This window comes from Paenibacillus sp. P32E, assembly GCF_001909085.1.
GTDB lineage: Bacteria > Bacillota > Bacilli > Paenibacillales > Paenibacillaceae > Paenibacillus_AQ > Paenibacillus_AQ helianthi.
Window position 1 is genome coordinate 1 of the sequence record NZ_LVYY01000020.1, and the last position, 13,015, is coordinate 13,015.

Genomic DNA, 13,015 nt, shown 5'->3' on the forward strand with positions numbered 1-13,015 from the left:
CGGGATGGACGTACCGCTGGTGCATCAGTTGTTCCGCCAGGAGCATGGCTGAGTAGCTACGTACGGACGGGATAAGCGCTGAAAGCATCTAAGCGTGAAGCCCCCCTCAAGATGAGATTTCCCAGTATGTAAGACCCCTTGAAGACGACGAGGTAGATAGGTTGGAGGTGGAAGTGCAGCAATGCATGGAGCTGACCAATACTAATCGGTCGAGGGCTTATCCAAATCATAAAACGCAGATTCGTTTCGGATTCAGTTTTCAGGAATCAAGTTCTGATTCATGAGGCCCAAGAGGTTAAGTGAAAAAGATTTGTTTTCAGCATTTGGCGATGCTGAGACCTGAATGATGCATTTGCACCGCAAATGCCCGTTTGGTGGCGATAGCGGAGGGGTTCCACGCGTACCCATCCCGAACACGACCGTTAAGCCCTCCAGCGCCGATGGTACTTGGACCGAAGGGTCCTGGGAGAGTAGGACGCCGCCAAGCACATGGACCACTGCTGAATAATTAGCAGTGGTTTTTTTGTTTTAATGAAACAGAGGAACACCTTTGAAAAATCAGAGTTTTTATACAGAAAAAAGGATAATGATTAGGAAATTCAGAAATTCCCATAAGACTCGCAGGGTGACTTAAGCTATAATGAAGGCTAAAAGAGAAAAAGGGGCATAAGTAAATGAATCAATCTAAAGGTGAAAAAAGCCTGCTTACGGAGAAGGAAGAACGATTTTCTTCGAGCGGTTTTATTTTCGCAGCCATCGGCAGTTCTGTTGGTCTGGGGAATATGTGGAAATTTCCTTATATTACAGGAGAAAATGGCGGGGCGGCTTTTTTTCTTCTTTTCATCGTCTGTTTGGTGCTAATTGGCTTGCCGGTTTTGTTGGCCGAGCTGGCTATCGGACGCAGCGGACGGGGAAGTGCGGCGACATCGTTCATACGTGCCGGAGGCGGGAGAGGCTGGAAAGCAGCCGGAATTCTGCAAGTAGTGGCGCCTTTTCTAATCCTTTCTTTTTATATTATCGTTGCAGGCTGGACGCTGAATTACGCGTTGATTTCTTTCAACGGACAACTGTTCAGCACTAGTGACTATGCAGGTGAATTTGGTTCCTTTATCTCAGGGTATATGCCGATTGTCTGGCAGGGTGTGGCTATCCTGATTACCGCGAGTGTAGTCATCCTAGGGGTGTCAGGAGGGATTGAGAAATTTAACAAAGTATTGATTCCCGGCCTGGTCGTTCTCCTTATTGTACTCATGATTCGCGCCGTAACCCTTCCGGGGGCAAACGCAGGAGTGTCCTTCTTCCTCAAACCAGACTTCTCGGTGCTGACGGCGGAATCCGCGCTGGTCGCTTTGGGACATGCTTTCTTCTCGTTGTCACTCGGGATGGGGATTCTTCTGACTTACGGTTCATATGTGGATAAAAAACAGTCGCTGGGTACCGCTGCACTTGCCATAGGCGCCGGAGATTTGCTATATGCATTTATAGCCGGGTTGATTATTTTCCCGACGACGTTCTCGTTTGGCATTGCCCCCGATCAAGGGCCTTCGCTGATTTTTATCGCTCTGCCGGCGGCATTCTCTGCGATGCCCTTCGGTTCGTTCTTCGGCGGTCTATTCTTTATCCTGCTGGCCATTGCCGCTCTGACCTCGGCCGTATCTCTGCTTGAAGTGCCCGTATCTTTTGCGATGGAGCGCTGGAACTGGAGCCGTCAACGCTCGGTTTGGATCTTGTCTTTGGTCCTTTTCCTGCTGGGTATTCCTTCAGCGATGTCGCTGGGCATGTTCCCTGAGCTTACTTTTGGGGGCAAAGCTTTGTTTGACTGGATGGATTTCATCACTTCTAACATTATGCTTCCGCTCGGCGGTCTGCTGATCACTATTTTTGCAGGATATTTCTGGAAAGGGGCGGCGGAAGCAGCCGGATTACAGGCGCGCTGGTTCCGTATCTGGCTGTTCATGCTCCGGTATGTTGCGCCGATTCTGGTGTTTTTGGTGCTGCTCCATACCTCAGGGATTCTTAAATTCTAATTCAACCATCTGCAGAATAGACAATAAACTCTACGACCCCTTGGGTTGTAGGGTTTTTATGTGTATTTCGGTTAATAATTGGTATCTGTTTGGATAACCTATTCCATAACCCGGAAGAAACGAGGCGATAAGCATGTCAGATTTGAACAAAAGTCACAAGGAAGCAGTTGAGACGGTGAGAGAGCTGATCAAAGGTATTGATACCGCGATGTTCACTACGATATCAGCAGAGGGACTGGTATCCCGCCCCATGAAGACCCAGGAGGTTGAGTTCGACGGAGATTTATGGTTCCTTACCAAGAAGGACACTAGCAAGTTCGGGGAAATCCTCCATGATCCGAGGGTTAACGTCGTATATGCCGATAAATCCTATGTCTCTGTCCGTGGGACGGCCAAGCTTGTTCAGGATCTGGACAAGAAAAAAGAATTTTGGAATGCGGGGTATGATGCTTTTTTGCAAACCAGCTATGATGACCCTGAGGTAATTCTGATTCAGGTGCAAGCCGAAGCGGCTGAATACTGGAAGAGCGGTAACCTGGCCGAGAAGGCGACTTATTTGTTTAAACGAATAACGAACCAGGATACGGAACAGTCGAATCTCAACCAGACTATCGAATTAAAGTAGCTGCCGACCCGACATCTAAATATCAAAGTTGGGCGAATGAGCCAATCAACCAATCAACCAATCAGCCACCAGGACTTGTCCTGGTGGCTTTTTATACAGGTATGAGCGAATACGGACTTTATGCAAGAGAAGTTCCCTGTTGCATAGCGGTATCCTAAAACTATATTAATGATCTCCGTAAAGCTGCCTGGCTTGCCGGTTTGTTTCTTTGATTACAAGATAGGAATGTATATGCTGTGCACAATGTATTATCCTTCTTTTTTTCGCTGAACCGGATACCTGAAAACGATTTGTAGTACGCTGCTTTGGAAGCATAAGCTTTTAAAAGGACGACGTTGCCGTTTCTACTTGCAATGTGTATTCTCTAGGCGGGTTTAATAATCGTAATTTTGTATTTCTTCACCACTTCCAGATCTTCCGCTGTGACACTGATTTGCACATTCGTAATTGGACTGGAAAGAAACACAGTTCTAGGCAATGTATCCTCGATCAGAATGTCATTGACATAGACCAGGGCATTTTTGTGCGAAGGGTTGGCATGCATCCGCACAGCCGGTATACCCGCGCTCACAGTCAGAGTGTAGTCAGACTGATCGGCGGTAAATGCCCCCGAAAGGCTGCCTGCGTCAAAGATTAGCTCGGCCAGCTCGGCATTACTGCTGTAGCTTGTCATCATCCGCAATTGATCGAAAATTCCATTCATCTGCCCCGGAATAACAAATTTGATCTCTACCTCAGTGGCTGTTTTTATCCGCTCTGCCGGAATGAGGTATCGCTTATTATAGAAGGTCCGCACTTTATCAGTTATCAATGTATCGCTGGCGAGCAGTTTGCCGTCTACATAAATATCAATCGCTTTGCCGTTGTTGCCGGAGAAGTAGGTGACAGATAAATAGTTATCCTGCTCAGGGAGTACTTTCAGCCGGTAGCTGAACCAGCCGTTATTCTCCGCTTGTCTAAGGGTATAGCCATCCCAGACGGCAACCGTAGTGTTCTCCCCTTGGATGCCATGCTCAAGCTCGTATTGATCATTGCCAACCGGCAGACTGTCAATAGTAGCTTCCCGGATCGTCTGATCCTGTTTCCCATGCCAAATATGCTCCTGTAACTCCCTGGAATCCGTTTCGACAAGCTTCCAATAGATGCCGTAGCGTTCTTCATGCTGCTTGTAATGGGGTGTGAATTCCAGCCGTCCGTCCTCATCCGTTCCACGTAATACGAAGACTAGATCTCCATTTTTACGTATGAAATGCTCCTCGAAGTGATCCAGCCAATCGCTGATGCTCCCGTGAGACGGTGTGATGAAATCCTTTACCAGCATATTTTTCGTTGGCACGCTGACAGCTACTCCTGTTGCCGACTGTGTAAGATCATCTTTTCCCAATGCGGCGCTTAGCACCACCGGTCCATATTTGAAAGCTACCACATTCGGGGCGTCAGGCAGTGTACAGTAGAAAGGCTTCATCGGGAATTGAATGCTTAGCTTGTCACCGTCCTTCCAGACATTCTCCAGGACAGCATACCGGCCTTCTGTCCGGAAGGCTACTGTATTTCCATTCAAATGAATGTTCATCGTCCCGGCGATCCAATCTGGTATACGTATACGCAGCTCTAGTGTGGTCGCCTGACTGTCCAAGGTACGCAGATTGAATGTGACTGTATCCTTATATGGGAGGTTGGCCTCCTGCTCCAGCTCGATCCGGTGCGCTTCCGATACCAGGGTAGAACTGACATATTGATTAACGTAGAGGCTGTTGCTCCGGTGGAAATAAAGGCTGTCATTCAGCTTGGTGAAGCTCTCCATGCCGGTGCCGGTACAACACCAGAAGTGGTCGAACGGAGAACTGTACACCTTGAAATAACCCGTCGCCATGGGTTGAAAATACATCGTCATGCCGGTATGCGGATGCTGTGAAGAAAGAATGGCGTTGATGAACGTGTTTTCGTAGAAATCGGCATATTTGATGTCTCCCGTAAGCTTGAACAGTTCTTTGGTAAGCTTCAGCATATTGTAGGTGTTGCAGGTTTCGGCCGTAAAGTTGGAGCGTTCTCCGTCCAGAATATCCGGATCGCCGAAATGCTCCCATTCGCTATTCCCGCCTGTAATATAGCTGTGGTGATTGACAACCATATCCCAGAACTGCACCGCAGCTTCCAGATAAAAGCGCTCTCCTTCTCCCAGCACGAGATAGCGGTTCAATGCCCCGAGAAACTTGGGAATCGTCGTATTGGCATGTTTGCCTTTGAGAATATCCCGACCTTCACGGACAGGGGTAAACAATGCAAGTTCATCGAACATATGTGCCGCATACAAATGATGACCGTCCTGCGTAATCTTGTACAGATCATACAGGCAATCATTCATCCCTCCGTATTCAACCGAGAGTACCCGTTCCTGAATTTCAGGCGACCAGGCAGAGACACGCCGGTACACCCATTCGCCGAGCCCGGATACTATGCGGTAAGCTGCAGTGTTATGGGTTGAACGGTAGACTGCGACCAGACCGGCGATGATTTTGTGCATGGTGTACCAGGGAACCCAGGCGGGCTGCTTGTTTTCCACATGATCAAATAATGTCTCCGGAAAAGCGGACAGATAACCGTTCTCCAGTTGGCATTCCCCCAGCTCACCGATGATGTATTCCAGACGTTCCAGAAGTCCGCTGCTGCTGGTATTCTCATAAGCCTGGGCCGTTGCGGTCAGATAATGTCCCAGTGTATGTCCTCTGATTTCGGTATTTTCCCAGCCGGGGTACTTTTCTCCTTTGGGAGGGAGTCCCCGATTTTCGCGGAAGCCGGCAAGCAAACGGTCGGGATCATAGCTTTTGAGATAAAGAATTTCTTTGGATAAGGCATTAACCATGTAAGGGTCGGTAAGCGTGACCTGATTCATGGGAAAAGGATGGATAGGTGATTGTTCCGTTGTCAGGAGCGGGTTGTTGCCTAAGGTCATATTTTTGCTCTCCTAGAATTAGATTATTCAGGCCGTTTTGCACTTAAAGCTTATAATTTATAGGCGCCAGACGTAAATAGAGCAAGGTTTGAATATGTGTCAAAAGGGTAGATTTCTCAAAATTGCAAACTGATTATGTTTAATCTTTATTGAATTAAAAAATGTATATATAAATACATTATACTAATATGCACTCATTTCAGGTGATGGGTCATTATTTAGATGATTTATTTGGCATTATCATGCTTTTTTATATTTAATTATATATAAAACTAAATAAATTCATATTTACATAAAAGTATTGCTGTGCTAATTTGGTAATTGCATAAATGGCAGTACGCTACACAGGAACGCCCCGTCGAAGAGGTCAGGGGTAAGACAGTTATAACTGCAGCGGCTAGCTCATAGCAAAGAGGAGAGATCATATGCCTGCAAACAGAACGTTCACCAATCCGCTGGTGGAGCAGCGTGCCGATCCTTGGGTGTACAAGCATACCGACGGATGGTATTATTTCACAGCTTCGGTTCCTGAATATGACCGGATCGAAGTGAGAGGTTCAAGGACATTGGAAGGCCTGGCTGAAGCACAGCCGGTTGTGGCCTGGCGCAAGTATGCTTCAGGATCACTCAGCGCCAATATCTGGGCACCTGAAATTCATTACATTGCCGGCAAGTGGTACATCTATTTCGCGGCGGCTCATACAACAGAAACGAACGAAGGTCTGTTCGACCACCGCATGTACGTGCTGGAGAATGAATCAGTAAGTCCTCTGGAAGGGGATTGGGTGGAAAAAGGGCAGGTGAAGACAGCCTGGGAATCCTTTGCCCTGGATGCCACAACGTTCCAGCATAAGGGTGTATTGTACTATGTGTGGGCGCAGAAGGATCCCGGAATTGAAGGCAACTCCAACCTGTACATCTCTGAAATGAGCAATCCGTGGACACTGCGCGGCAAGCAGACCATGATATCAACTCCTGAGCATCCGTGGGAGATTGTCGGCTTCAAAGTCAACGAAGGAGCAGCCGTTCTCAAGCGGAACGGCCGGATTTTCATCAGCTTCTCGGCCAGTGCCACCGATCACAATTATTGTATGGGGCTGCTGGAGGCAGACGAGGACAGGGATCTGCTGGATGCTGCTTCATGGACGAAGCATCCTGAACCGGTATTCCATACTACGGAGGAGAACGGACAATATGGACCGGGGCACAACAGTTTTACGGTAGATGAGGAAGGCCGGGATCTTATCGTCTACCACGCGCGGAATTACAAGGAAATCAAGGGCGATCCGTTATATGATCCGAACCGCCATACACGGGTACAACAATTCCGGTGGAATGAAGACGGCACACCTGATTTTGAGGTGCCTGTGAAGGATAACAGGAGCTAACGTCTATCGGCTTCAAGCCAGAATGAGCAAACCGCATCAATGTATCCGCAGGGCCGGTAAGGCTGTCGAGAACATCTCGGCAGCCTTATTGGCGTTGTTACGGTTGCAACATTCTATTTGCAAGAAAAACTTGATAAATAGAGGTCAAACAAGGTAGGATAGGTATAGTTTATATATCTATTAAATTATTTATATTTTTATTAATTAAAGGAATAGGAGAATGCAAAATATGACTGCCTTTCATGAGCAAATAATTGCCCATTACAGATTCGAGGATGCAGAGAATGTCAGCCATGACAGCTCGGGTCAGGATAATCACGGGTTGGCTAGCGGCACGCTGCCGCCAGTGGTATCTATAGTTGGCGGAAGAAGCGCGGTGACCTTTGCAGGAGGACGTAATGGTTCATCTTTTATCCAGTTGCCATCTGATCTGCTTGAAGGAGTGAACGACAACACCGGTATAACAGTTGCGGCTTGGGTGAACTTCGGCAAGGGCACGAGCGTGTGGGAACGGATTTTTGACTTTGGTAACGGGGAGACGGGACCGTCTGTATTCCTGACCCGCCAATTGCGCGGAACGTTGTCTGCGGGCATGGACCTGGTCGCTGATCCGGGCCGGGGGTTTGCCGGAGGCGAATGGATCCACATCGCTCTGTCCATCATCGGTACGGAGGACGGCAAGCTAAGCAGTGCAGGACCCGTTGTATATGTGAACGGTGAAACGGTTGCAGACGGCTCTATTAGCCAGACCACCAGCGGTAATTATGCTCAGCTTCGCCGCTGGTTCGGGACGTTAACCGATTCGTCCAATTACAGCAGCAATTTTATCGGCCGTTCCCAGTATGCTGCAGATGACGATTTTGCCGGTTCCCTGGCAGATTTCAGAATCTATAAGGCGGGTTTGTCCGCAGACAAAGTGATCGAAGTGATGTGCGATTCATTAACGGATGAAGAGATTGTGAAGCTAGCCGCCGGAAAGTACCTGTTCTTGCCGACAACTATTGTCGCCCACGACCTTGCTCTACCCTCGCGCTTGCTGGGTGGAACGGTAGAAGCGGCATGGGAATCCAGCCACCCGGAGGTGCTCTCTAACCAGGGCCGTATACAGAACATTAACTCTGCCTATGGAGTAACACTTACCGCCACATTAAGCAAAGGCTCAAGCTCTGTCCGGAAGACATTTGAGGTATCTGTTATTCCGCCGAATCTGCCGCCCTACACCTTGAATGTGCACGGCAACCAGGAAATATTGGATGTCAGCGAAGTGCTGTACGGCTTGTTCTATGAGGATATCAACAATGCAGCCGACGGCGGGATTTACGCGGAGCTGGTGCAGAACCGGTCCTTCGAGTCTTTTGCTTTTGATACCTATTCCCATGCTTCGGGCGAATGCGGCTGCTCTACCGGCCGGAACCGGGAGCCATTATTCGCCTGGTCCGGAGACGTAGAACAGATGATTCCTCAGAGCAGCGGCGGTCTCAATGAATTCCTGAAGGCTCCGGACAAGGATGTCAATTCCTATTATGTGAAGGTGGCTGACGGGGCGACCATTCGGAACAGAGGTTTTGCCGATTCCAATCAGCACTGTGCGATGGCTATCCGGACGGGTGCCAAATATGAATTCACCCTATGGGCCAAGGCTGAAACTGCGGGTGCAATAACGGTACAATTGCAAGCACCGGACGGGGAGGCTGTCAGTGACACTGTAACCGTGCAAGTGGTAGGCGGCGGCATATGGAAGAAATATGGAGTGAAGACCAAGCTGGTACTGACGGGATCAGCTACGGTTCTAGGCCAGCTCGCCCTCACTTTTGCCGGTGAAATCTCCATTGATATGGTCTCTTTGATGCCGCAGGATGTGTGGGGCGCGGGGGAAGAGGCAAAGTCTGCTTCGGCACATGCGAATTATCTGGGCAACCCGAATTACCGGTTAAGAAAAGATCTGGTCCACGCGCTGGTTGAGATGCATCCGAAATTCCTGCGCTTTCCGGGCGGCTGTATCTCGGAAGGCTCCTTCATTTGGGAGAACGTGTATGACTGGAAGGATTCCGTGGGAGATATCGAGCTTCGCAAAGAGAACTATAACGTCTGGGGCTACATGATGACTATGGGGCTGGGCTATATGGAATATTTCCAATTGGCTGAAGACCTGAATGCAACTCCGCTCCCGGTCATGGCTTGCGGTGTGCTGTGTCAGGCCCGCTCGGATTATGCCCATCCGGCCGGTGGTAAGTTGCGGGAGTATTTCATTAAGAACTTTACGGATTTGATCGATTTTGCTATCAGTATGGATTTTGCGGGCAACGAATGGGCCGCCATGCGCCAAAAAATGGGCCATGAGGCGCCGTTTGATCTGCGCTATCTGGGCGTGGGCAACGAAAACTGGGGCACAGAGTTTTTTGCCAACTTTGAAGTGTTCAAAACCTCTATCGACGAATATATGGAGCAGAACTATCCGGGCCATAAGCTGCACATTATCTCGACAGTCGGCGCTCAGGCGGATGATGATGCCTATCAGCAGGGCTGGGAATTTTTGAGCGGAAATCTGGAAGGGTCAGCCAAGGTCGCTTTTGCCGATGGTCATGAAGTGATTGAAGAAACCGTCACCTGGTATGAACAACAACAGAACTATATGGATACCATCGCAGATGAGCACTACTACCGCTCCAATGAGTATCTGCTGAACAATGTGGACCGTTACAATTACTACTACAGAGCAACCAATCCGGACGGAAGCACGAACTGGAAAGAAACCTCAAAGGTTTTTGTCGGGGAGTATGCTTCCACGGATAAAAATACATTGGCTGGCGCAGTAGCAGAGGCGGCAATCATGACCGGCTTTGAGAACAACGCCGATGTCGTGCTGCTCTCCGCTTACGCGCCGCTGTTCAATAAGGTGCTGACGGATGGAACCTACAGATGGACTCCAGACTGTATCTGGTTCGACGATGAGACCGTATGGTTTACTCCGAACTACTATGTACAACAGCTATTTGCCAAATATTTGGGCGACAAGGTGCTGAAAACCTCCTTTTCCACATACAAAAACGGGAAGCCTACAGAGCTTGTTCCCCGCGGCGGAATCGAGATTGCTACAGGCAACGCCGAAATCGTCGTAAAACGTGTGACTGTAACCTCCAACCAGGACAGCAGCCTGCTTTTGGACCAGGACTTTACGCAGCAGCTGGACCCGGCATGGCAGGTCATTCCCGGTTCTGCGGGTTCTGCCATCCGGGCGGGAGAGGGACTTGTACTGAAAGCTCAAACGGGCGGGCTGAACGGATTATACATTCTGAATGATGAATGGACCGACTACAAAGTGGAGGTTGTTGCTTCAAGGCTTGCAGGTGAAGATGGCTTCTATGTGGGGGCCGGCCTGACGGATATCGCTCCGGGTAACAAAGATGTCATTGAATATGCAATCGGTTATGGGGGCGATGCCACCGGTGTCAAGGTGTACAAGCAAGGGATAGAAGGCTACACCTTGGGTGATTATTCTTCCAGCACGGCGGCAGGCAATTTAAGAGCGGCCCAATATGAAAAGCTTGCAGACAACACTGAGTATACCATTACACTGAATTATGGCGGCGGTACCGGTGACCGGCTGATTTGCTCCTATACGGATGGCAAGGTGACCAGCAGAATATTGGATTATAAGCTGGAAGCCTATAATAGAGAGATATTCAGCTCGGTGACGAAAGACGCAGAGCATATCTATGTGAAGCTTGTTAACGCCGACAATGTGGACAAGACAACGCAGATTAGCTTGCATGACGTGCACGTGGAGAAGGCAGCGAAGCTGGTTAGCCTGACAGGGGATGCTTCGCTTGTGCATCTGCCTAATGTCAACAAAAGAGACGATGAGCGGGTGATACCTGGCGAGCGCAAGGTCTCCTTGGACAACAATGGCATCGTCCTGAATTTGCCGGCCAACTCGGTAAATGTACTGGTGCTCCATCTGAAAGGGTAAGACTGATTCCAACGGGGAGCTGTCCTCCTGTCATTATTGACGGAAGGGCGGCTCCTTTTTCATGTTTGCTATAGGATGATCTAAAAAGTCTTAGGAACAGGTAAAGAAAAGATACAGAATGTAAAAGGATACCACTCGCCGTTGTTAACGCTTTCTTACTATAATGAGATTGTAAATAACAAGGGAGGTTCATCAGATGAAAAAAAATAGTAAAGCATTGCCGGTGCTGGCCACAGCGATTGTTTTCTCGCTGGTTCTCAGTGCATGCTCCGGTGGAAACAGTGATAACAGCAGCAAAAATAGTGCTGCAGCCAAACCGGACAATGCGGCCCCGACCGAAATGCAGGGCGGGCCGTTAACCAAATATGATCCGCCGATCAAGCTGCGTTCCACAATGGCTGAGACCGGAAAAGAAACCCTGGGCCAGGGCGATACATACTCCAACAATGTCTGGACAAGAGGTTACGAGAAGGAGCTTGGTATCAAGGTATCCTATGACTGGATTGTACCCGGCGCCAACTATGATGAGAAAATGAATGTTACCATGGCAAGCGGGGACTTGCCCGATCTGTTAAAGGTTAATATGGTGCAGTTTGAGCAATTGCATGAAGCGGGGATGCTGGAGGATTTGACTCCGTACTTTGATAAATATGCTTCTGACCTGGTCAAGGGTTATTATCAGGAAGAAGGCGGAGCGGGTCTGAAGCCGGTTACGAAGGATAATAAGCTGTATGCATTAACCAGCTTCGGCGGTTCTCTAGACTCTTCGGATATGGTGTGGATCCGTAAAGACTGGCTTGATAAACTCGGCCTGGCGGAACCAAAGTCGATGCAGGATATTATCAAGATCGCAGAAGACTTCACCCTTAAAGATCCCGATGGCAACGGTAAAAAGGACACATACGGCATATTTATGAACAAGGATCTTCCGATCAATGCATTCTTGCTTGGCTACCATGCCTATCTGGAAACCTGGATCAAAAATGACAAGGGCGAGATTGTCAACGGTACGATCCAGCCTGAGGTGAAGGCAGGCCTGGCTGAGCTGCAGCGGCTGTACAAAGAAGGCGTCCTGGATCCCGAATTCGGCGTGAAAGAATTCGCCAAGGCCATAGAGGATGTCAATGCGGGTAAAACCGGAATGATGTTTTTACCGCAATGGGCTCCTTTCCAGGTTATGAATATGGTCAAAAAAGATAAAAATGTGAACTGGGTTCCATACCCTGTGCAATCCATTGACGATCAACCGGCCAAAACACAGAATCACCTGGGCATCGGCGGTGTATTCGCTATCCGCAAAGGGTATGAGCATCCCGAGGCGTTAATCAAATTGCTTAACTTCCAGGCGGAAAAAATGTTCGGCGAGTCGGCTACCAAGGAACGTGCCAGCTATCTGAACGGTGAGACTGGTCTCGGGTTCCAAAACGCAACCGTGTCTAACCTGCCTCCGAACAAAAATGTGAAGGCACAGGATGAAGTAGAGCAGGCGCTGAAAACAAAGGATACTTCCAAAATGGGGCTGGAAGCCAAATTGTTCTACCAGGATATCTTGGATTACCGAAGTGGCAATCTCGATAAATGGAATATGGAGCGTATCTTTGGACCGCTTAGCTCACAGTCGGTTATTAAGTACTATCGTGATCATAACCTGATCGTCATGAATGAGTTCATCTATGCACCAACCAAAACGATGAACAGCAAACAGGCAACACTGGATAAGCTGCGTGCAGAAACCTTTGTGAAGATCATCTATGGCAATCTGCCGGTTGATGCCTTTGACAAATTTGTGGCCGACTGGAAAAAGCTTGGCGGCGATGAAATTACCAAAGAAGTGAATGAAGTAGTAAAAGGCAACTAATCTGGCCTGCGTGGCTGCGAATGACGGGACTGTCCATTAGTCATGAGAATGGCGATGCGGCGGTCCCGTCATTTGTATGGACTCTTCCGGCGCCCTGAAATCGCTGTGAACAGGTCAACAAAAGATACCAAAGGTCAACAGGCTCCACTGTCAGCGTCCTTTTAGAGTGTTCTATAATTTAGAATATAAGGAGG

6 protein-coding genes and 2 rRNA genes are annotated in these 13,015 nt (G+C 48.8%); 7 read left to right on the plus strand and 1 reads right to left on the minus strand.

Annotation, left to right across the window (positions count from 1 at the left end; translation table 11 throughout):
• The 4 genes from A3848_RS18550 to A3848_RS18565 form a co-directional block, all read left to right on the plus strand.
• Window positions 1-225 (plus strand): 23S ribosomal RNA (locus tag A3848_RS18550); the annotation flags it as partial.
• Window positions 226-370: 145 nt separating this feature from the next.
• Window positions 371-487 (plus strand): 5S ribosomal RNA (rrf, locus tag A3848_RS18555).
• Between the two features lie 187 nt (window positions 488-674).
• The gene (locus tag A3848_RS18560; RefSeq protein ID WP_074086393.1) at window positions 675-2,027 is read left to right on the plus strand and encodes a sodium-dependent transporter; all 1,353 of its coding nucleotides are present in this window, start codon (window positions 675-677) and stop codon (window positions 2,025-2,027) included.
• A 133-nt stretch (window positions 2,028-2,160) separates the two neighbouring features.
• Window positions 2,161-2,652: a pyridoxamine 5'-phosphate oxidase family protein gene (locus A3848_RS18565; protein ID WP_074086394.1), complete on the plus strand. Its 492-nt coding sequence runs from the start codon at window positions 2,161-2,163 to the stop codon at window positions 2,650-2,652.
• 364 nt (window positions 2,653-3,016) lie between these two features.
• Here A3848_RS18565 and A3848_RS18570 read toward each other — a convergent pair whose 3' ends face one another.
• The gene (locus A3848_RS18570; protein ID WP_074086395.1) at window positions 3,017-5,605 is read right to left on the minus strand and encodes a beta-L-arabinofuranosidase domain-containing protein; all 2,589 of its coding nucleotides are present in this window, start codon (window positions 5,603-5,605) and stop codon (window positions 3,017-3,019) included.
• Between the two features lie 425 nt (window positions 5,606-6,030).
• Here A3848_RS18570 and A3848_RS18575 point away from each other — a divergent pair, with 425 nt between their 5' ends.
• The 3 genes from A3848_RS18575 (at window position 6,031) to A3848_RS18585 (ending at window position 12,821) form a co-directional block, all read left to right on the plus strand.
• Window positions 6,031-6,993, plus strand: a complete 963-nt coding sequence (locus tag A3848_RS18575) for a glycoside hydrolase family 43 protein (protein ID WP_074086396.1) — start codon at window positions 6,031-6,033, stop codon at window positions 6,991-6,993.
• 229 nt (window positions 6,994-7,222) lie between these two features.
• Window positions 7,223-10,963 carry an alpha-L-arabinofuranosidase C-terminal domain-containing protein gene (locus A3848_RS18580; RefSeq protein WP_074086397.1) on the plus strand — a complete coding sequence of 1,247 codons (3,741 nt, stop codon included), beginning with the start codon at window positions 7,223-7,225 and terminating at the stop codon, window positions 10,961-10,963.
• Window positions 10,964-11,159: 196 nt separating this feature from the next.
• Complete coding sequence (locus A3848_RS18585) at window positions 11,160-12,821, plus strand: extracellular solute-binding protein (RefSeq protein ID WP_074086398.1); 1,662 nt, start codon at window positions 11,160-11,162, stop codon at window positions 12,819-12,821.
• The last annotated feature ends 194 nt before the right edge of the window (window positions 12,822-13,015 follow it).